Origin of the sequence: Pseudomonas cucumis (genome assembly GCF_030687935.1) — a bacterium.
In the GTDB taxonomy this organism is placed as follows: domain Bacteria; phylum Pseudomonadota; class Gammaproteobacteria; order Pseudomonadales; family Pseudomonadaceae; genus Aquipseudomonas; species Aquipseudomonas cucumis.
This window is the reverse complement of record NZ_CP117454.1, coordinates 5,470,941-5,496,995: the sequence shown is the minus strand read 5'-3', so window position 1 is coordinate 5,496,995 and position 26,055 is coordinate 5,470,941. Positions and strand designations below refer to the sequence as shown.

At 60.6% G+C, this 26,055-nt stretch carries 23 protein-coding genes; 7 read left to right on the top strand and 16 right to left on the bottom strand.

Annotated features, from left to right (window positions below):
- Positions 1–61: 61 nt before the first annotated feature.
- The 4 genes from PSH97_RS24940 to PSH97_RS24925 form a co-directional block, all read right to left on the bottom strand.
- The gene (locus PSH97_RS24940) at positions 62–625 is read right to left on the bottom strand and encodes a rhomboid family intramembrane serine protease (protein WP_305447096.1); all 564 of its coding nucleotides are present in this window, start codon (positions 623–625) and stop codon (positions 62–64) included.
- A gap of 164 nt (positions 626–789) precedes the next feature.
- Positions 790–1,488 (bottom strand): PspA/IM30 family protein, encoded by a 699-nt coding sequence (locus PSH97_RS24935; RefSeq protein WP_007896817.1) that lies wholly within the window; start codon positions 1,486–1,488, stop codon positions 790–792.
- Positions 1,489–1,512: 24 nt separating this feature from the next.
- Complete coding sequence (locus PSH97_RS24930) at positions 1,513–2,094, bottom strand: YjfI family protein (RefSeq protein WP_030131197.1); 582 nt, start codon at positions 2,092–2,094, stop codon at positions 1,513–1,515.
- A 318-nt stretch (positions 2,095–2,412) separates the two neighbouring features.
- A complete protein-coding gene (locus PSH97_RS24925; RefSeq protein WP_305447095.1) occupies positions 2,413–2,961 on the bottom strand; it encodes a cysteine hydrolase family protein in 549 nt (182 codons plus the stop codon).
- A 102-nt stretch (positions 2,962–3,063) separates the two neighbouring features.
- Between PSH97_RS24925 and PSH97_RS24920 the strand changes: the two genes are divergently transcribed.
- The 3 genes from PSH97_RS24920 to PSH97_RS24910 all read left to right on the top strand — a co-directional run bounded on the left by PSH97_RS24920 (position 3,064) and on the right by PSH97_RS24910 (position 6,138).
- Complete coding sequence (locus tag PSH97_RS24920; protein WP_305447094.1) at positions 3,064–4,059, top strand: GlxA family transcriptional regulator; 996 nt, start codon at positions 3,064–3,066, stop codon at positions 4,057–4,059.
- Positions 4,060–4,280: 221 nt separating this feature from the next.
- A complete protein-coding gene (locus tag PSH97_RS24915; protein ID WP_305447093.1) occupies positions 4,281–5,390 on the top strand; it encodes a DUF3182 family protein in 1,110 nt (369 codons plus the stop codon).
- On the top strand, positions 5,380–6,138 hold the full coding sequence (locus PSH97_RS24910) for an alpha/beta hydrolase family protein (protein ID WP_305447092.1): 759 nt from the start codon (positions 5,380–5,382) through the stop codon (positions 6,136–6,138). Before PSH97_RS24915 ends, PSH97_RS24910 begins: the two co-directional genes overlap by 11 nt.
- 86 nt (positions 6,139–6,224) lie before the next feature.
- On the opposite strand, the gene PSH97_RS24905 is transcribed toward PSH97_RS24910, so the two are convergent.
- The 5 genes from PSH97_RS24905 to PSH97_RS24885 all read right to left on the bottom strand — a co-directional run bounded on the left by PSH97_RS24905 (position 6,225) and on the right by PSH97_RS24885 (position 11,606).
- Positions 6,225–7,214 (bottom strand): lysylphosphatidylglycerol synthase domain-containing protein, encoded by a 990-nt coding sequence (locus PSH97_RS24905; RefSeq protein WP_305447091.1) that lies wholly within the window; start codon positions 7,212–7,214, stop codon positions 6,225–6,227.
- Complete coding sequence (gene clsB, locus PSH97_RS24900; RefSeq protein ID WP_305447090.1) at positions 7,211–8,497, bottom strand: cardiolipin synthase ClsB; 1,287 nt, start codon at positions 8,495–8,497, stop codon at positions 7,211–7,213. The genes PSH97_RS24905 and clsB overlap by 4 nt, the downstream gene beginning before the upstream one ends.
- Positions 8,494–9,291 (bottom strand): endonuclease/exonuclease/phosphatase family protein, encoded by a 798-nt coding sequence (locus tag PSH97_RS24895; RefSeq protein ID WP_305447089.1) that lies wholly within the window; start codon positions 9,289–9,291, stop codon positions 8,494–8,496. The genes clsB and PSH97_RS24895 overlap by 4 nt, the downstream gene beginning before the upstream one ends.
- Complete coding sequence (locus tag PSH97_RS24890) at positions 9,288–10,214, bottom strand: DUF72 domain-containing protein (protein ID WP_305447088.1); 927 nt, start codon at positions 10,212–10,214, stop codon at positions 9,288–9,290. Before PSH97_RS24890 ends, PSH97_RS24895 begins: the two co-directional genes overlap by 4 nt.
- Positions 10,215–10,394: 180 nt before the next feature.
- Complete coding sequence (locus tag PSH97_RS24885; RefSeq protein WP_305447087.1) at positions 10,395–11,606, bottom strand: MFS transporter; 1,212 nt, start codon at positions 11,604–11,606, stop codon at positions 10,395–10,397.
- Positions 11,607–11,834: 228 nt separating this feature from the next.
- On the opposite strand from PSH97_RS24885, the gene PSH97_RS24880 reads away from it, so the two are divergent.
- Positions 11,835–13,955: a mechanosensitive ion channel domain-containing protein gene (locus PSH97_RS24880; RefSeq protein WP_305447086.1), complete on the top strand. Its 2,121-nt coding sequence runs from the start codon at positions 11,835–11,837 to the stop codon at positions 13,953–13,955.
- Between the two features lie 116 nt (positions 13,956–14,071).
- Here the strand turns inward: PSH97_RS24880 and PSH97_RS24875 are convergent, their stop codons facing one another.
- Entirely contained in the window at positions 14,072–18,388 is a 4,317-nt protein-coding gene (locus tag PSH97_RS24875) for an Lhr family helicase (RefSeq protein WP_305447085.1), read from the bottom strand.
- A 225-nt stretch (positions 18,389–18,613) separates the two neighbouring features.
- Here PSH97_RS24875 and PSH97_RS24870 point away from each other — a divergent pair, with 225 nt between their 5' ends.
- Positions 18,614–19,498, top strand: a complete 885-nt coding sequence (locus tag PSH97_RS24870; protein ID WP_305447084.1) for a sugar nucleotide-binding protein — start codon at positions 18,614–18,616, stop codon at positions 19,496–19,498.
- Entirely contained in the window at positions 19,491–20,420 is a 930-nt protein-coding gene (locus PSH97_RS24865; RefSeq protein WP_305447083.1) for an NAD-dependent epimerase/dehydratase family protein, read from the top strand. The genes PSH97_RS24870 and PSH97_RS24865 overlap by 8 nt, the downstream gene beginning before the upstream one ends.
- A gap of 75 nt (positions 20,421–20,495) precedes the next feature.
- Here PSH97_RS24865 and PSH97_RS24860 read toward each other — a convergent pair whose 3' ends face one another.
- The 5 genes from PSH97_RS24860 to PSH97_RS24840 all read right to left on the bottom strand — a co-directional run bounded on the left by PSH97_RS24860 (position 20,496) and on the right by PSH97_RS24840 (position 24,629).
- Positions 20,496–21,194: an OmpW/AlkL family protein gene (locus PSH97_RS24860; protein ID WP_305447082.1), complete on the bottom strand. Its 699-nt coding sequence runs from the start codon at positions 21,192–21,194 to the stop codon at positions 20,496–20,498.
- Between the two features lie 167 nt (positions 21,195–21,361).
- Positions 21,362–21,880, bottom strand: coding sequence for a DUF3299 domain-containing protein (locus PSH97_RS24855; protein WP_305449867.1), 519 nt, complete (start codon positions 21,878–21,880; stop codon positions 21,362–21,364).
- Positions 21,881–21,891: 11 nt separating this feature from the next.
- Positions 21,892–23,157: an ABC transporter permease gene (locus tag PSH97_RS24850; RefSeq protein WP_305447081.1), complete on the bottom strand. Its 1,266-nt coding sequence runs from the start codon at positions 23,155–23,157 to the stop codon at positions 21,892–21,894.
- 1 nt (position 23,158) lies between these two features.
- Positions 23,159–23,869, bottom strand: a complete 711-nt coding sequence (locus tag PSH97_RS24845; RefSeq protein ID WP_305447080.1) for an ABC transporter ATP-binding protein — start codon at positions 23,867–23,869, stop codon at positions 23,159–23,161.
- Positions 23,870–24,035: 166 nt separating this feature from the next.
- Entirely contained in the window at positions 24,036–24,629 is a 594-nt protein-coding gene (locus PSH97_RS24840) for a DUF2796 domain-containing protein (protein ID WP_305447079.1), read from the bottom strand.
- Between the two features lie 135 nt (positions 24,630–24,764).
- Here PSH97_RS24840 and PSH97_RS24835 point away from each other — a divergent pair, with 135 nt between their 5' ends.
- Positions 24,765–25,112 carry a hypothetical protein gene (locus PSH97_RS24835; protein WP_305447078.1) on the top strand — a complete coding sequence of 116 codons (348 nt, stop codon included), beginning with the start codon at positions 24,765–24,767 and terminating at the stop codon, positions 25,110–25,112.
- Between the two features lie 29 nt (positions 25,113–25,141).
- Here PSH97_RS24835 and trxA read toward each other — a convergent pair whose 3' ends face one another.
- Complete coding sequence (trxA, locus tag PSH97_RS24830) at positions 25,142–26,014, bottom strand: thioredoxin (protein ID WP_305447077.1); 873 nt, start codon at positions 26,012–26,014, stop codon at positions 25,142–25,144.
- Between the last annotated feature and the right edge of the window lie 41 nt (positions 26,015–26,055).

Genomic DNA, 26,055 nt, shown 5'->3' with positions numbered 1-26,055 from the left:
CTCCGTGGGGGGCTTATTCCTGGCGACGTAATCGCTCTGGCGTCTGAGTGCTCAAATGCGGTTACCGGGCGGCATTAAACCTGCTGCGCGGCGTAGATAACAGTACCTTGGCTGCAATAAATCCGGCGATCGCACCAAAAATATGCCCTTCGAAGGACATGCCCTGGCGGGGAAAGAAGCCAAAGATCAGGCCGCCATAGAGCAGAACCACGACACTGGCCGTGATCAGGTTGCTCCAGCTCCTCTGGAACCAGGCGCGCGACAGGAGGTACGCCCACAGCCCGAATACCCATCCGCTGGCACCGATGTGTACGCCTGCGAAACCGAACAGCCAGACCAGCGTACCGCCCAGCAGAATAATGATGGCGCTGACGACCACGAACCGGCTGAGCCCTTCGGCAATGACCAGGGTACCGAGGATCAAAAAGGCAATCAGGTTGGTGCTCAGGTGCGCAAAGGACCCGTGCAAGAAAGGCGAGGTGATGATGCCGACCAGTCCCTGCAGTGTCCTCGGCACCAGGCCGAAGGCAATGAGACTGTAGCCGGTCGCCACATTGAGCAGTTGCAGCGCAACCATGAAGCCAGCCACGCCTGCGATTGTCTTGAAACCCTTCAGGGCATCCATCCGTGACCTCGACTCAACTCGACTCGACGAAAATTGAAACGCAATCCATTGTGGGAGCGAGCCTGCTCGCGAAGCGTTTTGTCAGGCAACATTGATGTTGACTGACACTCCCTCTTCGCGAGCAGGCTCGCTCCCACAGGTTATGCATCCGGCACTTGAGTCGATTACTCAGCCGATTTTTTCTTCAGGCGTTCCAGAATCGCATTGGCGCTGCCTTCGTTCGGCGTGATGCCGGCTTCGCGCAGCTTGCGCTCCAGGTCGGTGCCGGTCGACGCATCGGCCAGTTGGTCCTGGGCTTCCAGTTCCGCGGCGCGTTGCTGCTGCTTGGCTTGCAAGCGGTTCAGAGTACCGACGGCGGTTTCCAGTTTGCCGTTGGCGCCGCCACTGGCGATCGAAGCGCTGACCTGGGCTTTCTGTACGCTTTCACGCGCCTTGGCCATGTCCACTTGCTGACGCAGGCTTTTGATGCGGTTTTCGGCCTTGGTGATGTCTTTACGCATGTTGTCCGCGTAACCGCCGAATTCGGTGGCCTGCTTTTGCTCGACATCCAGTTCATTGGTCAGGGTCGAAATAGCTTCGGCCACTTCCAGTGCCAGGTCTTCGCGGTTGGCCTGGATCGCGGCCAGGGCTTTGGATTCCAGGTCCTTGATCTTGGCGTTGTACTCGCTGACGCGGTCAGCCGACAGTTTGTGCTTGGCCATGATGGTGACCAGCTCACGCTTGGCGTTGGCCAGCGCGCTGTCAGCATCACGAATTTCCTGGTCGAGGATGCGCAGGGCCTGTTGGTCGACGATCGATTCGCCGACTTCGTTGGCACCGCCACGCAGCGCGGTGAACAATTTGCTCCAGATGGACTGAGTCATTGGATATTTCCTGTTCCCGAAAAATTAGATGAAGAAACGTTCAAAGGCTTCGCTGGCGCGCTGGACGTTGTCGACGAGGGTTTTGACCTCGGTCACGACGTTGGTCAGGCTGGAGTCGGAGCTCAACGCGCCGAACATGTTGTAAACGACCTGCCCGTTGGGCATGGACTCGATACCGATCGAGGACAGCGGGAACATTTCCCGGCTGCGCAGAACGGCATCATTGAATGCCGGTACGTCGTTGATGGACTCGACATCGACCAGAACGGTGTCCACGATGACCTGATCACCAACCACGGCGATGTAAATCGGCAAGCCACCAAAATCGTTCATTTCCAGCTTGATGCTGGACTCGGAACCTTGAACGAGGGAGAGGGTGATGTCGTTCGAAACCACTTCGTCGAGGGCCTGAAGGGCGCTGTAGAGGCGATCGATGTTCCAGTTATTACCTGCGCTCATGTAATTCTCCGACATGAATGAGCCAGCCAGAATCGGTTGGCGTAGCTGTTTCTCCATCTGCTTGAGCAGGCTTCGGTTTTCGGGAAGCACCCAAGTCTCGTGTTTCACATACCCGGCGGCACCCAGGCCCGCGCGCATCTGCTTCATGTAAAAGCTGGATGGTTTTTTCGCGGAGGGTTTCGAGCGCTCTCCCTTGCGGCTCGCTGAATCGGTAGCAGACCCGGCAGGCGGATCTGATGGAGAGCTGCTTTTCATGATGCTGACCCCGTTGTGAAAAATCTCACGCGTGAGAAACACTACAGGCAATTTTTGCGGACCTCAATAGCTCACGCGTGAGATTTTTTTCGACTGTTGCACAGGCGCAAGACACAAGCGGGCTTGCTCGCGAAGGCGGCGGCACAGTCAACATTGATGTTGCCTGATACACCGCTTTCGCGGGCCAGCCCGCTCCCACAGGTTCCTCATCTAGCCAGCGAGGAAGTCATCGGTGGAGATCACGCTTGCATAAGCAAAACCCAGGGCTGACATGAAGGCGGCGTGAACGTGGGCGGCCGGGATGGTGACACCGTTGAATTCCAGGTCACGGGTGGCGCAGGCATCGTGGACGACGGTAACGGTGTAACCCAGGTCGGCCGCGGCGCGGGTAATGCCATCGATGCACATGTGGCTCATGCTCCCGACAATCACCAGGTGCTCGATGCCTTGCTGGTCGATGATGGCTTCCAGTTCGGTCTCGCGGAACGCGTTGACGAAATGCTTGAGCACCACCGGTTCGTCGGCGCGGTTGAGGACTTTGGAGTGCAACTTCGCGCCGTCGGAGCCCGGTATGAAGAACGGTGCGGCGTCTGAGGTGAATTCATGGCGGATATGCACCACCGGATCACCGGCCTCGCGAAACGCCTGAATCAACCGTGCGGCGTTGTCCGCTGCTGCGTCTGCGCCCACCAGCGGCCACTTGCCCTGGGGGAAGTAGTCGTTTTGGATATCGACTACGATGAGTGCTTGCTTGGCCATGGGTGTTTCCTCGAAGTGTGTGTTGGGTGTGGAATCAAGTATTGGGTTTAGCGGGCGGTTCGAGGATTGGCCGCACCGACAATAGCAGGGGGAAAACTGACAATGGGTGTAGAAAGGGCAGTCGCCGAACTGGGAGTGCTGATTTATCCCGGTGCGCAGATGGCGGCGGTGCATGGGCTGACGGACCTGTTCGGTGTGGCCAACCGGATCGCCGCCGAGCATCAGGCGGCGCAGCTACCATTGCTGCGGGTCAGTCACTGGCAGGTCGAGGGCGATCAAGCGCCCGAGCGGGCCTATGACACTCATCCTGGCCCGGCCGGCGCATTGGTCGCCGTGTTGATCCCGCCCTCGATCGGAGGTTTTTCCGAGGGGCAGGCGCCCCAAGGGCTGACTCACTGGCTTCGTCAGCAACATGCCAACGGTGCGACCCTCGGTGGGGTCTGCGTGGGTTCTATTCTGTTGGCCGAAAGCGGTCTGCTCGATGGTCGTAGCGCCACCACCCACTGGACCTCGGCCAAGGCTTTCGCCGAGCGTTTCCCGGCGATCAAGCTCAAGGCTGACACGCCCATTGTCGACGATGGTGACCTGATCACTACTGCCGGGTTAATGGCCTGGTCAGAGCTGGGATTGCGGTTGGTGAACCGCTTGCTCGGGCCGAGCATTGCGACCGGCACAGCGCGGTTTCTGGTGGTGGAACACAGCGACAGCGCGAGCGAGTGCGGCAGTAATTTTTCACCGATTCTCAGCCATGGCGATGCATCGATTCTCAAGGTCCAGCATTGGCTGCAAAGCACCGGGGCGACCGATGTCTCATTGGCGGCGATGGCCGAGCGGGCAGGGCTGGAAGAACGCACCTTCCTGCGACGATTCCGTGCGGCAACCGGGTTGAAACCCACCGAGTACTGCCAGCACCTGCGGGTCGGCAAGGCGCGGGAAATGCTCGAGTTCACCAACGGCACCATTGATCACATTGCCTGGACCGTGGGTTACCAGGACCCGAGTGCGTTTCGGGCCACGTTCAAAAAGATTACCGGGCTGGCGCCGAGTGATTACCGGGCGCGGTTTGGGGTAACGCCAAACGCAGCTGTGTCTCGGTAGCCAGATCACATCAGATCAAAAAATGTGGGAGCGAGGCGACAGGTTTGAGTCGTGCAAAATGCCGGGAGTATTGAAAGGCGTCGTGCAGAATAAAACAGGCCTTGTGTTACCACGCATTTCGCAACTGGCTGATTTGAAGACCGTTTCTTTCAAGCCGCCATTGGCCTGATCTCTGCACCTCCTTGAGCTACATTTATCAAACGCAGATTGAAGGGGAACGCATGACCCCAACAAACCGCAACAAACTGGTACTCGCCCATTCGGTGCGGCCTGATGCCCCGCTGCACGAAGTCGACACCAATCGCGCGCTGGCCCGTTGGCTGGCGCAGGTCGCCGGGCTCGAATACGGTGGCAGTTACAACCCCGAATTGCACAGGAGTCGTGACGTTTATCTGTTGCCGACCCAAACACTGGTGGGTGTGGCTGTCGCCCGGCAGCTGGGCGTCAAAGGGCCGGAGGATTTGTGGGGTGGTTACGTCGACCACGATTTCATCTGCACCAAAGCCATCAGCCATGGGTTGTTGAACCGCTATGCGTTCGCGCCCGAAGGCTGGTCGTCGTTGTTCTCCGAGCGGGTGCGCAGCGTCGTGCTCGACGGCCTCAGCGTGTTCTCCCTGGAGGATGCTCGCCCGGCGGCGGAGCATCTGCTCTACAGCGGTCCGATCCGCATGAAACCTATCCATGCCTGCGCCGGACGCGGTCAGGAAGTGATCAAAAGCCTCGACCAGTTCGACGCCATCCTCGCTCGCCCCGATGCCAAAACATTGTTCACCGAAGGCGTGGTGCTGGAACAAGACTTGACCGAGGTGGTCACCCATAGCGTCGGTCAGAGTTTTATCGGCGACAAAGTGCTGAGTTATTGCGGTGATCAATACTTGACCGAAGACGGTCAGGGCGAGCAGGTTTATGGCGGGTCCAATTTGTTGGTGGTGCAGGGTTATTACGAGGACCTGCTGGCGCTGGAACTACCGGACGATGTGCGGCTGGCGATCCAGCAGGCGCAGGTATTCGACAGCGCGGCCGATGAAGCCTATCCCGGTTTCTACGCCTCGCGGCGCAACTATGACATCGCCCAGGGGCTGGATTGCGATGGCAAACAACGTAGCGGCGTGCTCGAACAATCCTGGCGCCTGGGCGGTGCCAGCAGTGCTGAAGTCGCGGCACTGCAGAACTTCGTCAACAACCCCGGCTTGCGCGCGATTCGCGTGTCGTCGGTCGAAACCTATACCGACCGACCGCTGCCGGCCAACGCCATTGAGGTCTATCGCGGGCCAGCGGAACACAGTGACTTTCTTCTCAAGTACGTAACGGTCAAATCCTATGACGGCTAGAAGCGAAACCATTCAGATCGACATCGACGATGAACAGATGAGCGGAACCTTCCTCAGCCCCAAATCGAAAGTCCCGGGTGTGCTTTTCGTTCATGGCTGGGGTGGTAGTCAGGAGCGCGACCTGGAGCGCGCCAAAGGCATCGCCGGTTTGGGTTGCGTGTGCCTGACATTCGACTTGCGCGGCCACACCGGTGGCACCGGTATTCCGCTATCCCGGGTGACCCGCGAAGACAACCTGCGTGACCTGCTGGCGGCCTACGACCGCTTGCTCGCCCATCCGGCGCTCGACACTTCGGCGATCGCGGTGGTCGGCACCAGTTATGGCGGTTATCTGGCATCGATCCTGACGTCGTTGCGCCCGGTGCGTTGGTTGGCGTTGCGGGTGCCGGCGTTGTATCGCGACGACTTTTGGCACACGCCCAAGCGTGAGCTGGATAAGCTCGATTTGCGCGATTACCGCAGCACGCGGGTCAGCGCCGACAGCAATCGAGCACTGCATGCCTGTTCGCAATTTACCGGGGATGTGTTGCTGGTGGAGTCCGAGACCGATGCCTATGTGCCCCACGCGACCATCATGAGTTACCGCGCGGCGTGTCAGCAGACCCACTCGCTGACTCACCGGATCATCGATGGTGCCGATCACGCCTTGAGCGATCCGGTTTCGCAACAGGCGTACACCTCGATCCTGGTGGGCTGGATCACGGAGATGGTGGTGGGCGAGCGGTTGAGTATTATTCAGTCATCGTAAAAAGATCGCAGCCTTCGGCAGCTCCTACATGGACATGTGAATGCCCGTAGGAGCTGCCGAAGGCTGCGATCTTTTGATTCTGCTTCTTAATTCTGAGGTTTTTTCGAAATCCGCAACGACTTGGCCTTGGCCTCCACCACCAGATACATCACCACCGTAATCAGCAGCGGCAGAAGGAAATAGATCGCCCGATAAGCGAGCAACCCCGCCACCAGACCTCCTCGTGAGGCCTCGTGTTGCAGCAACGCCACGAACACCGCTTCCAGCACGCCGAGCCCGGCCGGAATGTGGGTAATAACTCCGGCAAAGGCGCTGATCAGCAACACGCCCAGCACCAGCGGATAGTCCAGCTTGCTCGGCAGCAGGGTGAAGATCACCGCCGCCATCAGCGACCAGTTCAGCGCGCCGAGGGCCAGTTGCAGGACCGCCATGTGCAGCGACGGCAGATTGATTTCCACGCCGCGAATCGACCATTGCCGTCGCCTGGAAAACCGACAGGCTGCCAGATACCCCGCGCTCAATAGCAGCAATAACACGCCCACGCCTTGCAGGGCACCGCTGCTCAGTTTCCAGCCTGGGGGCATTCGCACCAGTCCGCTGCTGAACACGGTGCCGGCAATCACCATGTAGCCGAACCAGTTGGTTGCCAGGCTCAGCCCGAGGATTTTCGCGATGTTGCTTTTGCTCACGCCGAGCCGCGAATACAACCGATAACGCATGGCGACCCCGCCGACCCAAGCGCTCAGGTTAAGGTTGAAGGCATAGCTGATGATGCCCACCGGGAGGATCTGCCGCCAGGTCAGGTCCTGCCGAATGTAGGTGCGGCCGATCAGGTCGAAACAGGCGTACACCAGAAAACTCATCAACGTCAGTCCGGACGCGATGATCAGTGTGCGCACTTTGAAGTCGGCCAGGGTATCGAACACTTCGCCCCATTCGATGCGTTGGGCGAGCATCGTGAACAGTACGATCAGCGCCAGAAAAAACAGCATCGTCAAAGGCTTTTTCCAGCGCTGCCAGTGGGATTTTCTCGGTGTATCGGAGTGAGGGGCAGGCTGCGCATCAGAATGACTCATGCCTTATCGCTCCCGGTCGGATGGATGAAGGGTTTGAGGCGCGGTTTATGCGCCGGCAGCCAACCGGCCCATGCCGGGAAATGCCGCAGGACGTGAAACACCAGAAAACCGATGGTCATGTGCCAGATCCGCCCGCGAGGCGCCTTGTCCGCCGACATGACCTTGCAGTGGTTGCTGCTCAATTCGTCGAGACGCTCGAACAGGTCGCGGTTGAAGGCGCGGTCGCGGATCAACACATTGGCCTCCAGGTTCAGGGACAGGCTCAGCGGGTCGAGGTTGCTCGAGCCGACGGTGCTCCAGTCCTCGTCGACGAGGGCGACTTTGCCATGCAGGGGGCGCTCGCAATATTCGTAAATCACTACCCCGGCCCGCAGCAGGTAATCGTAGGTCATGCGCGCGGCGAGTCTGGCCACCCGCAAATCCGGCTGCCCCTGAAGAATCAGGCGTACCTCGACCCCTCGGCGCGCCGCGTTGCGGATCTCCCGCAGCAACCGATAGCCTGGAAAGAAGTAGGCGTTGGCGATCACCACGCGATGCCGCGCACCGCGCACGACCTGCAAGTACACCTCTTCAATATCGCTCGGGTGTTCGGCATTGTCGCGATACACCAGCCGTACCTGGCCATCATGATCGCTGACCGCCAATTCCGCGCGCCGCTGTCTGCGGCGTTGCCACCAGTACTTGGCCCGGGCCGGGCGACCGCTTTGCAGCAAGGCGAAATGATGAATATCGGCCACCGCCGGGCCTTGCACTTCAACCGAATAATCCTGTTTGGCCTCGGGGCCGAAGTCGGCCAAATGGTCGGCGGAAAAGTTGATTCCGCCGAGGAACGCAATCGTGCCGTCGACCACCACAATCTTGCGGTGCAGGCGGCGGAACCAGTTGGTGCGAATGCCAAAGTGACGCGGGGCGGGGTCGAATATTTGCAGGCGCACACCTGCATTACTCAGGGCGGCGAGGAACTCCGTACTCAATTCGCCACAGCCAAAACCGTCGAGGTTGACGGTGATGCGCACACCCCGTTGAGCCGCTTCAATCAGGATTTTTTGCAGCTCATTGCCGACCTTGTCCTCGAACACAATGAAGGTTTCCAGGAGGATTTCACTTTGGGCCTGGCGCAGCACTTCAAACACTCGTGGAAAGTACTCCTCGCCGTTTTCCAGCAATTGGACCCGGTTGTTTCCGTGCCAGCCGTATTCGACGCCAGTCACCGCAGGCTCGCGCACGGGCGGAGGAGGGGAAACCTGCTCGACCGTGGTTTTTTCCATCGATGGGATGTTCATAGCTCGATCTCCACCGACAGCGGTGCGTGGTCGGAAAGGTGTGACCAGGGCCGTGCCGCCAGTACTTGCGGATGGCTGGCCTTGAGGTTGCGCACGTAGATGCGGTCCAGGCGCAACGCCGGCCAACGCGCCGGGAAACTGCGCGCCGGTTTGCCATGCAGTTGCGCGAAGACTTCACGCAAACCGCAAGGCTGGAGCAGTGCTTCGGCGCGCAGACGCCAGTCATTGAAGTCGCCAGCGACCACTACCGGGGCATCCTGTGGTAACTCTTCCAGACGCTGAGTCAGCAGCTTGAGTTGTGCCGTGCGGTGACTTTCGCGCAACCCCAGATGGACGCAAATGGCATGCACTTCCCGGCCGTCGCCCGGCATGCGCAGCACGCAATGCAGGATTCCACGGTTTTCATGGCCGCTGATGGACACGTCGAGGTTGTCGTGGCGAATGATCTGGAATTTCGACAACAACGCATTGCCATGATCGCCCGCCGGGTAGACCGCGTTGCGCCCATAGGCGAATTGCGGCCACAAGGTATCGGCGAGGAATTCGTACTGGGGCATTGCCGGCCAATTGAGGTAGCGCTGTGGATGATGTTCGTGGGTGCCATGGACTTCCTGCAAAAACACCACATCGGCGGACACACTGCGTACCGCTTCGCGCAATTCGGGCAGGATGAAGCGCCGGTTCAGCGCGGTGAAACCCTTGTGCGTGTTGACCGTCAGCACGGTAAAACGGCTCACGGCACTGATGATGGGTTGCTGTTCATCCGTTGTGCCGACCGGTTCGGGAACGCTCATGGCAGCACTCCTTCGGCAACTGGCTCACCGGGGGCGGTGACAAGGTCTTTGTCCAGATGCAAACGCTCAAGCAAGCGGCGGGCATCGAAGGGCGCCCGGACTTTGATGTCGTTATCGAAATAGCAGAACACTTCCCGGGATTTGCGCACTTTTGGCTTTTGTCGGGGAGCGATCAGTTGCGGGTCTACCGGCTGCTGGCCGTGATACCAGGCCTCGATCCGGTCGCCCCAGCGTTGCAGCGCTTGTGGGGTGTAACCGCTCGCGTAGAGTTCTTCGGCGCCGTGCAGGCGCAGGTAGACGAAATCGCTGGTGAGGTCTTCGCGATACGGCCATTTACCGGCGGTGTCAGCGATGACCAGCGCGGTGTTGTAGCGTTTGAGCAGGCGGACAAAGGCGGGATCGACAAAGCTTTCGTGGCGAATTTCCACGGCATGGCGCAGTGGTTTTTTGCCGTAGGCCTTCATGCTGGCGTGACCATTCAGGCGCGGCTCATGCTGGCGGGCGAGGGCGGCGGCCTGTTCCGTGTCGTGGGGTAATTGTTCTAGAAAGCTTTCAAACAGTTCCGGGTCGAATTTAAAGGTGGGTGGAAACTGCCAGAGGACCGGGCCGAGTTTCTCCTTGAGTTCCAGCACCCCGGAAGCAAAGAAATTCGCCAGCGGCTTATGAATGTCCCGCAAGCGCTTGATGTGGGTGATAAAACGCGGCGCCTTGACGCTGAACACGAAGCCCGCCGGGGTTTCGGCGTACCACTGGGCATAACGTTCGGGCCGTTGCAGGGCGTAGAACGATCCATTGATTTCGATGCTGTTCACTGCCCGTGAAGCGAATTGCAGTTCGCGCTTCTGGGTCAGCCCCTTCGGGTAGAACTCCCCCCGCCATGGCGTGTAGCGCCAGCCTGAAATACCGATATGAATCGCCGCCATGTCGCCTCCCGTCTAATGTAGCCCTCGGACAGCCTCTGTCTTTTGATGACTGCCGGGCGTGCGAGAAAGTTTCGATGGGGGTACGGACGGTAAAGCGAAGAGCTTCGCGGGCAAGCCTCGCTCCCACAGGTATTCATATGCTCATGTAGGAGCTGCCGAAGGCTGCGATCTTTTTATTTATTAATGACTTATGACGATACGGGCAGAACCCTCAGCCGGTTCGGCATACACCGGACCCAACCGATCAAGACGCCCACTCCAGGCGGTCAGTGCCAGTGCGACCAAGACCACCAGGCCGCCGATCCACGCAGTATGGATCAGGCCCATGTGCGCCACGATCAAACCACCGCCCCACGCCCCCCCGGCAATGCCGAGGTTGAATGCCGCAATGTTCAGGCCCGAAGCCACGTCCACTGCATTCGGGGTGTGATGTTCGGCCTGACGCACCACATACACCTGCAGGCCCGGCACGTTGCCGAAAGCCACAGCCCCCCAAACCAGCACGGTGGCCAGGGCCAGCCATGGATTGCCGGCGGTGAAAGTCAGCACGAACAGCACGGCGGCGAGCAGGGCGAAGATGATTTTCAAGGCGCTGATCGGACCCCGCTTGTCCGCCAGTTTACCGCCCCAGATGTTGCCGACGGCTACCGAGATGCCATAGACCAGCAGCACCAGGCCGACGGTGCTGGCGCTGAAGCCGGAAATGTCCTGAAGAATCGGCGCCAGAAAGGTAAAGGCAATGAACGAACCGCCGTAACCGACCGCCGTCATGGCATACACCAACAGCAGGCGCGGTTGCTTGAGCACCTGCAATTGCTGCATCAGCGAAGCCGGTTTGCTGTGGGCGATGTTTTTCGGCACGTAGAGCAGGCTACCGATGAAGGCGATCACACCCAATGCAGATACCGCGAGGAAGGTTTCACGCCAGCCGAAATGCTGACCGATAAACGTCCCCAACGGCACGCCGGTGACCAGCGCTACGGTCAGGCCGGTGAACATGATGGCAATCGCGCTGGCGGCTTTTTCCTTTGGCACCAGGCTGGTGGCGATGATTGAGCCAATCGAGAAAAACACCCCGTGGGCCAGGCCCGTGACGATCCGCGCAATGATCAGTGACTCGTAACTCGGCGCTTTCCAGGCCAACAAGTTGCCGAGGGTGAACAGCACCATCAGCGACAACAACAGCAATTTGCGTGGGACTTTGCCGGTAAGGGCGGTCAGCACCGGCGCACCGATGGCCACGCCGAGTGCATACAGGCTGACAAGCAAACCGGCGGACGGCAGGCTGACACTGAGGTCGGCGCCAATGGTGGGCAACAGGCCAACGATGACGAATTCCGTCGTCCCGATGGCAAAAGCGCTGAGGGTCAGCGCGAGCAAGGCAATGGGCATGGCTGCAACTCCGGTGGGGATTGATTGATGGAGCGCAGTGTCGGGGTTTGGGTCGTGCGGAAAAATACAGGGATGGGCATTTGATATTTGCGCGTAGGTCAAATATCGAGCGGGTGAACTCCCTCGCCACAGTGAACTGCATCGGCGGGCTATCTTGCGGCCAAAACCGAACTTGGCCGCCATTTGCCAATCAGTTCCTTACAGACCCTTGTGAAGGAGCTCCGCGTTTTGTTCAAGTTCAAGACCGCGATACTACTTGGGGCGTTGCTGTTTGTGGGCAGCAACGAACTGCAAGCCGCCACGTTGCCAGGCGTTCCCGTTGCCGCCGAAGAGCCGGCCAAGGCTGAGCCGCTGGTCCAGGGCGGCCTGCTCGGGGCCATCAGCTCCAGCATCGACGACGTTCAGGACAAACTCGACCTCAACCAAAATCTGGTGGATGCCTGGCGTCTGCGCGCCGATCGGGCGGCGGACGAAGTGGACAAACTGGTGAATCAGCCATCGTCCCGCTCTTCCTGGGGCGTGGCTGCTGATTTCCTTTTGTTGTCCGGTGTGTGGCTTGGTACGTTTGCCTTGCTCACGGTGCTTGGCGCAATTCTGGCCAGGCATTTGAATCAGGGGCGCTGGCTACGAACACGCCAGCGCAGCCAGGACCTGCTCAAGTATTTGATGCCTTTCACCTTGCCCGCCGTGATCTGTCTGCCGCTGACCCTCTACGTCAGCCATTTCCTGCAAGCTTCGGTCGGTCGCGCCCTGGCGCTGTGTTTCGCCTACGCCACCAGCAGCGGCATTTTCTCGACCTCGATGCTGCTCTGCGTGATCGTCATGTTCAACACCGGTCATAAGCGCCCAGCGGTACGGATTATCCGTGACTATTGCCCCAAACCGCTGTTCATGATTGGCTTTCTTGCGGCGCTGAGCGATGCCTTGACCAGCCCGCAGATCGCCCGGCAATTGGGCGGCAACATCACCAGCAGCATCGCGGTCTTCACGGGCCTGTTCGCCTCGATCATCTTCGGTTTGCTGGTGATTCGCCTGCGTCGTCCGGTGGCGCATCTGATCCGTAACCGCCCATTGACCCAACGCCTCAAACAGCCCTCGTTGCAGGAGTCCCTGCGAATCTTTTCCGGGCTCTGGTACTGGCCGATCCTGCTGATGGTGCTGGTGTCGGCGATCAACCTGATCGGCGTCGGCGAGGACAATCAAAAGGCCCTGCGCTGTGCGTTATTCACCACCGTGTTGCTGATCGCCATGGTGTTTCTCAGCACGATTTTCCAGCACTTGTTCAAGTCGCGCCGGGCCGAGGCGATCCAGCGCAGCAGTGCTTACAAGGAGCGTTTTCTCAGTTTGCTTCATGCCTTGCTGCGCATCGTCATGGCCGTGGCGTTCATCGAAATCCTCGGACGAATCTGGGGCGTGTCGCTGTTCGAGTTTGCTGAACGCAACGCCGTGGGCCGAGCGATCAGTAATTCGTTAAGCAGTATCGGCATGATCTTTCTGGTGACGTGGTTGCTCTGGGTGGTGCTCGACACCGCGATTCAGGAAGCCTTGAAACCGCCAGTCAGCAAACGCTCGGCGCGCCAGCCGAGCACGCGGGTGAAAACCATCCTGCCGCTGCTGCGCAACGCGATCAAAATCATCCTGGTGGTGATTTGCGCGATCACCACCATGGCCAATCTGGGGATCAACGTCGCGCCGCTACTGGCCGGTGCCGGGGTGGTCGGTCTGGCGATTGGTTTCGGTTCCCAGCAACTGGTGCAGGACGTGATCACCGGGTTGTTCATCATCATCGAAGACACTTTGTCGATCGGCGATTGGGTGGTGCTCGATTCTGGCCACGCCGGCACTGTCGAAGGCCTGACCATTCGCACCCTGCGCCTGCGCGACGGCAAGGGCTTTGTACACTCGGTGCCGTTCGGCCAGATCAAGGCCGTGACCAATCAATCGCGGCAGTTTGCGTTCGCGTTTTTCTCGGTGCAGTTCACCTACGACACCGATGTCGACAAGGCTATAGAATTGATCCGCGAGGCTGGGGATTCGATTCGCGACGATGCGTTTCTCAAGTACAACCTGCAAGGGCCGCTGGATGTGTTCGGTGTCGACAAAATGGACCTTAACGGCGTGGTGTTGACGGCGCAGTTTCGTACCGTGTCGGGTGGGCAATATGCGGTAAGCCGGGCGTTCAATCAGCGTTTGAAAAAGCTTGTGGATAACAGCCCATGGGTGCATTTCGCGCAGACTTATCCACAGCAGGTTTTGATTCCCAAAAGGCATGTGGACGAGGGAGAAAATGACGGACCGGCGCTGGAGGAATCGCCGGTGTTGTTGCCGGATCAACCGCGACCCCAATAACACCCTCTAATTGATCGTTCCCACGCTCCGCGTGGGAATGCCTCACTGGACGCTCCGCGTCCTCTTTGGGACGCAGAGCGTCCCGGGCTGCATTCCCACGCAGAGCGTGGGAATGATCAGTGTCGGGTGAGTTTGTTGTGTAATTCGGCACTGGCCTGCTGATCCAGCTCCAGCCAGAACTGCTGCTTGCCGGCGATCTCGGCGGCGGCCGGTATGCCGTCGCGATACACCAGTCGATTGCTCGCCAGCGCCGGCACTTTCGCGCCTGGCAACAGGGTGCCGGCGAGGTTCAGCGGATCCACCCCACACACCGCGATCAGACTTCCATCGTGTGGGCGCCGCCGAACTTCGCGCAGCAACGGAATCGCCTCGGGCAGCGCAAATTGTTCACCGGCCAAGCCACTGACAAACCGCCCGCCCCGAATCTCGCCCCGAGCCTCGAGCCGATGGAACGTGCGCAGCAATTCCCGCCAACTCGGCAGCCAGTCCGCCTCACGTTCCAGCAAGCGCCAGAACACCACGCCGTAACGGCGTAGCAAGGTCATGGCGATGTGTTCCAGGGTTTCGCTGGGCGTAGGCGCGGGACGTTGCTTATCCACAACCGGGGCGGCAGCACCACGGCGTAACAAGGCCCAGCGTCCGGCATCGTCCATGCCGCCGACAAACGCTCCACGCCCGCGTCGGCTGCTGCGATTCTGGCGTTTGCTGGCCGGGGTAATCAGCGCCCGCAGGCCGGCGAAACTGTCGGCGTTTACCAACCCGGCACCGACCAGTTCCTGCAAGGCGATTTCCAGTTCCGAGCGCAGCAGATGGGCTTCATGAATCAGCTCATCGAAAAACAGTGCGCCGTGCTGGCTGAGCGCTTCATGGACTTTTTGCGTTTTGGGTGACAGCTCGCTGACCGGCGTTTGTTCGGTCAAGCTGCTCCACAACCCGACCTGACTGCGCGGCAGCAGCAGAATCGGCGTGCTGCGCAATGCCGTGCCGGCGCTCTTGTTGCGCGCGGTCAGGCGGGTCCAGACCAGTTTGCCGCTGCGGCATAACTCATCCAGCCAACTCGCTGAATAGTCTTTGAGCCGCGCCGGCAGAATATCGCTGTCCCACGCCGAAGCGGCGACGGGGTAGCCTTCGAACTGGCTGATGATCGCCGGCAACACTGCGTTGCCCTGGCCTTGGCTCGCGGCGGACAGGTGCTGCCAGTCGAACAGAAAACGCATGAAATCCTGCAGAGCCACCGGCTCGATTTCCCGTCGCAGTCGTTTGACCGTGTAGCGATGAATCCGCGCCAGCAGATGCCGTTCGCACCATTCTTCGTCAGGGGCGCCTGGGGTGAATTGCCCACGCAGTACATAACCTTCGCGCTCCAGTTGCGCCAAAGCCTGAGTGACTTGAGTCGCCGGTAATCCAAGCGGCTCGGCAATCACCTTTAGCGGCAACGGACCAAACGCGCTGAGCCGCGCGCGGATCACTTCCAGCACCGCTTCGTCCGGCTCCCAGGTTTCATCGAAACCGGGCAATGCCTCCAACGGAGGGATTAATTTGGCCTGTGGATAAATCGCCCGCAGGCAGGTCAGTCGTTCCAGCGCTAACCACAGCGATTGCTCGGTGTTGATCTGCAAACGGCTGGCGCGGCCACTGTCGGCCAAGGTGTTCAGCCACTCGAGCCAATTCGGGTTGGCCTGGGCTTCGGCCTCGGTAATGCACGCGAGGCTCATCAGCGCTTCATGCATTTCATCAATGCCGGTGGGCGTTGGCCAGGCTTCGTCACGCACGGCGGCAATCGCCTCAGCGTCCAGCGCGCCGAGATCATCGGTGGACTGCGGATCGCTCCAGCGACGGTTGAGCACTGCCTGAGTGCGACGCTCTTCCAGTGGCGCATCGTCGAGAAAGGTGTAGGGGCGGGCGCTGAGAATCTCCGCCGCCAGTGGCGAAGGCGCTGGCAGATCACGGCTGATCAGACGGATGTCGCCCTGTTCCATGCGCCGCAACAACGCCAGCCAGCCTTCGCTGTCCATGGCTTCGTGCAGGCAATCATCAAGGGTTTGTTCCACCAGCGGATGGTCGGGAATCTCGCGCTCGCCGGCGAGGTTTTCCACACAGGCGATTTGATCGGGAAACACGCTGGCGATCAGGTCTTCGCTCTTCATCCGCTGGATCTGCGGCGGTACTTTGCGTCCGCCGCTGTAGCGCGGCAGCGCCAAAGCGACCCCTGCGTTCCAGCGCCAACGCACACCGAACAGCGGCGCCTCGAGCACTGCTTGAATCAGAGTGTGCTCGGCGCTGTTGCTGTGCAGATAAAGCCAGACATCCTCCAGCTCGAAGCTGTGGCCGGTGGACAGCGACAGCACGATGGCGTCCTCGCTGGCGGCGGCCTGTAATTCGAAGTTGAAGGTGCGGCAGAAGCGCTTGCGCAGGGCCAGGCCCCAGGCGCGGTTAATGCGGCTGCCGAACGGCGAGTGGATGATCAACTGCGTACCGCCGGACTCATCGAAAAACCGCTCCATCAGCAGCGTGTCTTGCGATGGCAAGGCGCCGAGGGTCTGGCGTGCCCGGGCCAGGTAATCGACTAATTGCTCGGCGCTGGCGAGGTTCAGGCCGAGGGTGTCGGTCAGCCAGTCGACGGCCGGTTGCAAGTTGCCGGGCGTGGCGCCGAGCCGCTCATCGAGTTGCGCTTGCAGGCGGGCCACGGCGAACGACAGTTCATCGCTGCGACCCGGTGCTTCGCCGAGCCAGAACGGAATGGTCGGTGGTTGGCCCTGTGCGTCCTCGACCCGCACCTTGCCGGTTTCGACCCGCAGGATTCGATACGACGTATTGCCCAACTGAAAGATATCTCCGGCGATGCTTTCCACCGCGAAATCTTCGTTGACGCTGCCGATGTTCAGCCCTTGAGGCTCCAGCAAAACGCTGTAGTCGGCGTTGTCGGGAATTGTCCCGCCGCTGGTCACGGCAGTCAGCTTGGCGCCTCGACGGCCGCGCAGGGTGCGGCTTACGGCGTCCCGGTGCAGGTAAGCGCTGCGAACACCCAGGCGCCCGTTGTAGCCCTCGGCGAGCATTTGCAGCAGTGCCTGATAGTGCTTTTCGTCGAGCGTGGCGTAAGGCGAGGCGTTGCGCAGCATCTCCAGCAGCGCCTGTTCCTGCCATTCCTGGCAGCTGACCTCGGCGATGATCTGCTGGGCCAGCACGTCCAGCGGCGCTTCTGGGATCTGCAACGTGTCGAGCTCGCCACGGCGGACGCAGTCGAGCAGGGCGGCGCATTCGATCAGGTCGTCGCGGGTGGTGGCAAATAACCGGCCCTTGGGCGTGCCGCCGACCTGGTGCCCGGAGCGGCCGACCCGTTGCAGAAACCCGGCAATCGAGCGCGGTGACGCGATCTGGCACACCAGGTCGACGTCGCCGATATCGATCCCCAGCTCCAGCGAAGCGGTGGCGATCAGCACTTGCAGCTCGCCGCGCTTGAGCCGTTGTTCGGCATCGAGACGAAACTCCTTGGCCAGGCTGCCATGGTGGGCCGCTACCGCGTCCTTGCCGAGGCGTTCGCTCAAGTGCCGACTCAGGCGTTCGGCCAAGCGTCGGGTGTTGACGAAAATCAGCGTGGTCCGGTGTTCACGGGCGAGGGCGGCGAGTCGGTCATAGACCAGTTCCCAGACGTCGTTGGCCATTACCGCCGACAACGGCACGGGCGGCACCTCTATATCGAGATCCCGTGGGCGGGCGTGGCCGATGTCGATGATGTCGCAGTCGCGATCACGGCCGACCAGAAAGCGCGACACCGCTTCGATGGGTTTCTGCGTGGCGGAAAGGCCGATACGCACCAACGGTTGCGCGCAAAGCGCCTGTAAACGCTCCAGGCTCAGGGCCAGATGACTGCCACGTTTGCTGGCGGCAATGGCGTGGATTTCGTCGACAATCACCGTGTGGGTGGTGCCGAGCATTTGCCGGCCGGAGTCGGAGCCGAGTAACACGTAAAGGGATTCCGGGGTGGTCACCAGAATGTGCGGCGCGGTTTTGCGCATGGCCGAGCGCTCTTTTTGCGGCGTATCGCCGGTGCGCACGGCGGTGCTGATCGGCACGTCGGGCAGGCCCATCACCCGCAACTGTTCGGTGATGCCGGCCAGCGGGTTTTGCAGGTTGATCTGGATGTCGTTGGACAGCGCCTTGAGCGGCGAAACGTAGACCACCAGGGTTTCGTCCGGCAGGCCGTCCGGGCTCTCCAGGCCACGATGGACCAGATCGTCGAGCACGGCCAGAAACGCGGTGAGGGTTTTGCCGGAGCCGGTGGGCGCGGCGATCAGGGTCGAGCGGCGCTGGCGGATCAACGGCCACGCCCGGGCCTGGGCGGCGGTGGCCGTCGCGAAGGTATTGCTGAACCAGGCGCTGACGGCGGGGTGAAAGCCTGCCAGAGCAGCGTCCGTGGGGATGGGCAGATTCATGGAGTAATTTATGCGGGTGGGGGCGGGAAGTTGCAAGTACCGCTCAGGATCTGTGCCCGCGAAGAGGCCCGTCGCTGCACCACAAATCCCCGGGAACTACACTTTACGGATGACGGTTGCGTACTAAACCCGCAAAATGCAACGATTCCGGCAATTATTGAGGGCATCGCCTGCGGGCGCTGTCGATAAAGCCATCGTTCCAATCAGACTGGGCCTGCTGACTCTATGCGAATGCGCCTTATGTTACTGGGCGGCGGAAATGCCCTTGGGCAGGCGCTGATTCGCCTCGGTGCGGAGGAAGACATCGGTTTCCTCGCCCCCCGCCCACCACAAGACGGCTGGGACGCCGCGAGCCTGACGCAACTGCTCGACGATACCCGTCCGGATGCGTTGATCAATCTCGCCTACTATTTTGACTGGTTCCAGGCGGAGACCGTCAGCGAACAGCGTCTGGCCGGGCAGGAGCGAGCCGTCGAACGGCTGGCCGAGCTGTGCCAGCATCACAACATTGTGCTGCTGCAACCGTCGAGTTATCGCGTGTTCGATGGCTCCCGGGCAACTGCTTACAGCGAAAAAGACGAACCGGTACCGCTGGGCTTGCGCGGTCAGGCCTTGTGGCGAATCGAGCAAAGCGTGCGCGCCACCTGTCCGCAGCATGTGCTGCTGCGTTTTGGCTGGCTGCTCGATGACAGCCCCGAGGGCACCCTCGGGCGATTCCTGAGCCGGGCCGAGAAAGCTGAAGAACTGCTGATGGCCGATGACCGTCGCGGTAATCCGACGCCGGTGGACGATGCCGCCCGGGTGATCATTTCGGTGCTCAAGCAACTCGATTGCTCCGCGCCACTGTGGGGCACTTACCACTACGCCGGGCATGAGGCGACCACGCCGCTGGCGTTGGGGCAGGCTATCCTTACCGAAGCACGCGCTTTACACCCGCTGGCTATCGAAGCGCCGACCGCCCAGGCTCATGCCGCGCGGCCCGACGCCGCCGAAGAACCGCAACACGCGGTGCTGGCCTGCAAGAAAATTCTGCACACTTTCGGGATCAAGCCCCGCGCCTGGCGCGCGGCACTCCCGGGCTTACTGGATAGGTTTTATCGCCATGGCTGACGGCCCTGTTTTAATCACCGGCGGTGCCGGTTTCATCGGTTCGCACCTGACCGACGCCTTGCTCACCAAAGGGCATTCGGTGCGGATTCTCGATGACCTCTCCACCGGCAAACGCAGCAATCTGCCGCTGGACAATCCCCTCGTCGAACTGATCGTGGGCGACGTCGCCGATGCTGCACTGGTGGCGCAGGCGATGGTCGGTTGCAGCGCGGTGGCTCATCTGGCTGCGGTGGCTTCGGTGCAGGCTTCGGTGGATGACCCGGTGAAGACCCATCAGAGCAATTTCATCGGCTCGCTGAATGTCTGCGAAGCCATGCGTCAGGCCGGCGTCAAACGGGTGTTGTTCGCGTCCAGCGCAGCGGTCTATGGCAACAATGGCGAAGGCGAATCGATCGACGAAGACACGCCCAAGGCACCATTGACGCCGTACGCGGCGGATAAGCTGGCGAGCGAGCATTACTTCGATTTCTATCGCCGTCAGCATGCTCTGGAGCCGGTGATTTTCCGTTTCTTCAACATCTTCGGTCCGCGCCAGGATCCGTCCTCGCCGTATTCCGGGGTGATCAGCATTTTCAGCGAGCGCGCGCAGAAAGGCTTGCCGATCACCGTGTTCGGCGATGGCGAGCAGACTCGGGATTTTGTCTATGTCGAGGACCTGGTGGATGTGTTGGTGCAAGCCATCGAGAAACCACAGGTCGAAGTCGGCGCGGTGAATGTCGGCTGGAATCAGGCGACGACCCTCAAGCAAATGCTTGCAGCCCTTGAAGCGGTGGTCGGCAAGCTGCCGCCCGTGAGCTACGGCCCGGCGCGCTCCGGTGACATCCGCCATTCACGTGCGAACAACCGGCGGTTGCTGGAGCGGTTTACCTACCCGCAGCAGACACCGATGAGCGTCGGCCTGGCGCGGTTGCTGGGACGATAGATCGTTCCTACGCGGAGCGTGGGTACGATCAATGAAAAAGGCGCCTGTCGAGGCGCCTTTTTTTTTGCCGCGGGTTTAGAACTTGTAACCCAAACCAACCATGTAGATGAACGGGTCCACATCAACGTCGACCTTGGCCCGGGTGCCCGGCGCGACGGCGTTGTTTTCCACGGTCGCGGTGGTGTCGATGTCGATGTAGCGTACCTGGGCGTTGATCATTACGTTGTCGGTCAGCATGTAGTCGGCACCGATCTGCCAGGCCAGACCCCAGGAGTTATCCGCCTTGAAGTTGCTGAAGCCATTGGCGGCGGCTTCGCTGCTGACATGCTCATCGTAGATCCAGGTGTAGTTGATACCGCCGCCGATATACGGCTGGAACGCGGACTTGGCGTCCAGCGGGTAGTAGACCAGGCTCAGGGTCGGCGGCAGGTGTTTCAGAGTGCCGAGTTTGCCGTTGGCGGCGCCGAGGGCGGTGCCTTTGAGCTTCACGTCATGCTCGAACGGCGAGGCCGCGAGCAGTTCGATCCCCAGGTTATTGGTGATCATGTAGGCGAAGTTCAGACCCAGTTGCGTGTCGCTGCTCATGGTGGCCTTGCCACCCAGATCGGCGCCCTTCAGCGGGCCCTGATCGACCTTGACGCTGGAGCTGTCGGCTTCCGGGTTGACGGTGATCGCACCGGCCCGAACGATGAAGTCACCGGCGGTGTGAGCATGGACGAGCGGGGCGGCGAGCGCGAGGGCGAACAGCGAAGCGCAGAGCTTGAACTTGTGCATGGGGGCTCCAAAGGACGTCAGAAATGTTCGATGTCCAATGGTAGGGATCCAACTGATACGGTCTTTTGACTCAGCTCAATGAAACAGTGATGGCCCCGATTTTTGCGGAGCCTCATCGCGGGCAAACCCGCGATGGCAGTTTTGTTGGCAACACATCACTACCGGACTCACTCCGGCAGCTCATATACATAAATCTTGTCAGCCTCCATCTGATACCCGGCATCCGCCAACTCACTCGTGGACGCCTTGACCTGCAACGCACCTTCGATCCAGTACGGCTGATACAGCTCATCAAGCTTCACACCGACCTCGCTTTTGACATGCACGATCTGGTTCGACGGAGGAGGCGGTACGTGGATGCAGGCGCCGAAATACGGCACCAGCAGAAACTCCGTAGTGCGGCCTTCTTCACTGACTTCCAGCGGCACGATGTACCCCGGTAAACGAATATTCTGGCCGTCGAGGCTCTTCACCACCGGCGCGTTCGGCATGTCCTGCCTGGCCGCTGGGGCCGACTCCGCGGACAACGCGTCGCTCATCTTCGACAGGTCATGCAGCGGCGTCATGTTCGGCACTTCTGGCGCCGCATCCGGCGGGATCATTTCCGACCAGGTCAGGTCTTTCGGCTCGGCCGCCCACAGCGGAAGGGCAACCAGCATCAATAGCGCAAGCACAGCGCGGGGCATCATTAACGTCCTCATAGTCGGATCGACAGGCCATCGGCCAAGGATTGGCGATAAGCGCGCCAGGCCGGCACGCTGCCCATCAGCAGCGCGGCGATCAGGATGCCACCGAGCAGCGTCCATTCATATTCGCTCGGCCAGGCCAGCGGCAGGTATAAGCCGTAATTCGCCTGCACATAACCCTGCGCCACGGCGATGCCCACATACAGCAGCGCCACCCCGGCAATCACCCCCGACAGCGCCAGGGCAAACGCTTCCAGCACCAGCAAGGTCGCAATATGCCACGGCCGCGCGCCCACCGAACGCAGAATCGCCATCTCGCGGCGCCGCTCGTTGAGGCTGGTGAGGATCGCCGTGAGCATGCCGATCAACCCGGTCAGCACCACGAACAGCGAGACGACGAACAAGGCTTTTTCCGCCGTGCTCATCAAACTCCACAGCTCTTGCAATGCCACACCCGGCAGGATCGCCAGCATCGGTTCGCCACGGAATTCGTTGATCTCCCGTTGCAGCGCAAACGTCGAAATCTTGCTGTTGAGGCCGAGCATGAAGGCGGTGATTGCTTGCGGCGTCAGGTCCAGGTTGCGCGCCTGATCGGCACTGATCCGACCATTGCCACGTGCCGGCACGCCGTTGTGCCAGTCGATGTGGATTGCTTCCATCCCGCCGAGGCTGATGTGCAGCGTGCGGTCTACCGGGGTGCCGGTGCGTTTGAGAATGCCGACGACGGTGAACGGTTTGTCGTCGTGTTTGACCAGGCTGATCGCCGCCACGCCATGGGCCAGCACCAGTTTGTCGCCGAGCTTGTAGTGCAGCGCATCGGCCACTTCGGCACCGAGTACCACTTCGAACGGATCGCTGGCGAAGGCGCGGCCGTCGGCCAGTTCGAGGTGCTGTTGATGGCCGTACTGGTAATGCTCGAAGTACGCCTCGGTGGTGCCCATCACCCGATAACCGCGATGGGAATCGCCGAGGGACATCGGGATCGCCCACTTTACTTTCGGGTTGTTGGCGAAATGTTCGAAGCTGTCCCAACGAATGTTATTGGTGGCATTGCCGATGCGAAACACCGAGTACAACAGCAGGTTCACCGAACCGGAGCGCGCGCCGACGATCAGGTCGGTGCCGCTGATGGTGCTGGCGAAACTGGCTTTGGCCTCGGTGCGCACCCGCTCCACCGCCAGCAGCAGGCAGACCGACAGGGCGATGGCGAACGCGGTGAGGATCGCGGTGAAGCGACGGTTAGCCAGGCTGGCCATGGCTAGACGAAACAAATACATCTCAGACCTCGGACGGGGTGGCGGCGCGATTGAGATCGGCCAGCGACAGGTGGCGATCGAACAGCGGAGCGAGGCTCTGGTCATGGCTGACAAACAACAGGCTCGACCCGGCTTCGCGGCATTCGGCGAACAGCAGGCGAATGAAGTTCTCGCGGGCGTCGTAGTCCAGCGCCGAGGTCGGTTCGTCGGCGATCACCAGTTCCGGCTGACCGATCAACGCACGTGCGGCGGCGACCCGTTGCTGCTGGCCGATGGACAGCGAATCGGCGCGGCGGCCGAGCAGGTTTTGATCGGTCAAACCCAAGTGGGCGAGCAGGGTAGCTGCGGCCTGATCGACGCTGCCGTGACGCTGTTTCGCCCGTTCGGCGCGCAGTTTGGAGAAGTGGCAGGGTAATTCGACGTTCTCGCGCACCGAGAGGAACGGCAGCAAATTGAACTGCTGGAAGATGTAGCCGGTGTGATCGACGCGGAAGTGGTCGCGGGCGCCGGCAGAGAGTTCGGTCAACTCTTGGCCGAGCAGGCGAATGTTGCCGCGATCAGGCTTTTGCACGCCACCGAGCAGGCCCAGCAGAGTGGTCTTGCCGCTGCCGCTGGGGCCTTTGAGAAAGAGGGTTTCACCTGGCATAAGGCGAAACGCCGGGATGTCCAGCAGCGGCGGATGACCGGGCCAACTGAAGCCCAGGTCGGACAGTTCGATGAGTGCTTGGGTCATAGCGCCGATTTCATGGGTTTTGGGTACTCGTCTCAATGTCACACTCAACACAAACCCCCGGTGGGAGCGAGCCTGCTCGCGATGAGGCCGTCACCTTCAACATAGATGTCGACTGTTCGGTCGCTATCGCGAGCAGGCTCGCTCCCACAGGGGATCTTCGGTGAATTCAGAATTTCAGGGCGGCAGCCTTGGCCGTCACTTCAACCCCTTGCTGCCCGCTCGGGCTGATCAGTTGTACCTGAATTTTCTGGGTGGCCGGGAATGTGTTGAAGATATTCGCCAGGTCCAGGGTCTTCAGCGCGCCCGGGGCCGAGCAGCTGAATTGGTAATGGGCGTGGATCTCGCTGTGGTCGCGGTGATGCTCGTGACCGTCCTTGGCGTCTTCTTCGTCATGATCATCGGCATCCGGCTTGTCGCCGAACAACGGGCTTTCCAGTTCCTGAGTCGCGATTACGCAACCGGCGGCTTTCGGCAGGTTGAACAGCACCAGCGGTTTTTCCAGTTGCGCGCGGACGGCGGCGACTTTGGCCTTGTCGGCATCGGTGGTGGCGGCATGTTCGAAACCCACCAGGTTCATCGCCGGGCTTTCCAGTTCCAGCTCCAGCGTCTGGCCATCCAGCGCCGCGTTCAGGCGACCGACGCCATGTTCGTGGGCGCTGAGGCTGCCGTGTTCATCGTGATCATGATCATGCTCGACAGCCCCATGGGCGACAGCCAGCGGCAACAGGGCAAACGGCAAAGCGAGCAGCAGACGGCGCATGACGGGTCTCCGAAAAGTAAAATGAAAAATTTGTTATGTAATCTTATAACGAAAGCGCGGAGAGTTTGACCGTCTGCTTGGCGTTGCGCAAGACCCATGGGAGCATGCGAGTCAGGTATGTGCAGGAGCAGACTTATGTTGCGAATACGCGGAAGCATCGGCGACTGGCCGGTGGATTTGACGCTGGAACTGGATGAGGGCGACTGGGCGCAGCTCGGTGCGCAGTTGCAGGCAGCAAAACCCGAGGCGAGTGCGACGCCCGCCAAACCGGTGAATCAGGACGATGCGCTGTGGCAGATCGCCCAAGAACTGTTGCGCAAGGCCGGACAATTGAGCGGGCCGGATTTGCTGGAGCAGCTGGAAGGGCTGACCGGCAGCGCAGCGGCGGGCAAACGCTTGTTGGTGCGCTTGCGCCACTGCGCAACCGTCAAAGTGATGAGCGGCGGAGATACGCCGCTGTACAGCTGGATCGAGCCAGCGTAGGAGCTGCCGCAGGCTGCGATCTTTTGATTTTAATAAAGCGCAGCAAACAACTTGCGACGGTACGTGGTCACCAGCGGGTGATCGTTGCCCAGCAGTTCGAACACCTGCAGCAAGGTCTTGTGCGGCAAGCCTTCGCTGTAGCTGCGATTGCGGATGAACAGTTTCAGCAAGGCATCCAGCGCCGCGTCGTATTGCTGACGGGCCAGTTGCTGGATAGCCAGTTGATAGACCGCCTCATCGTCTTGCGGATCTTTCGCCAGGCGCGCTTTCAGGTCTGCCGCATCCGGCAAATCCCTGGCCTGGCCGAGGAACTGGATCTGCGCCTTGGCGCCGGCCAGCGCGGCCTTGTGCTCATCGGTCTTGACCGCATCAAGCACGATTTGCGCTTCACTCAGTTCACCGCGCTCGGTGAGGCAGCGGGCATAGAGAATCAGCGCCTTGGCATTGGTGTTGTCTTCAGCCAGCAATACTTTGAGCGTGGCTTCGGCGTCGGCGTAGCGGCCATCATCGAACAGCGCCTGAGCCTGTTCGAACGGGTCGGCAGCGGCGGGCGGCGGCATTTGCACGTGGGGTTCGAGCATGGTGCGCACAGCCGATTCCGGTTGTGCACCGGCAAAGCCGTCCACCGGCTGACCGTCCTTGAACAGCACCACCGTCGGCAGGCTGCGAATGCCGAAGCGCGCCACAATGTCCTGCTCGATGTCGCAGTTGATCTTGGCCAGCAGCAACTCGCCCTGATAGCTCTCGGCGATGGTTTGCAGCATCGGCATCAAGGCCTTGCACGGCGCACACCATTCGGCCCAGAAATCCACCAGCACCGGTTTGTGAAAAGAGTTCTCGATCACCGACTGGTCGAAATCGGCAGTCGTGGCGTCGAAAATGTACGGCGTTTCCTGACTCATGGGGGATCTCGTAAAAGCGTGGATGTGGTCACTATAAGGCT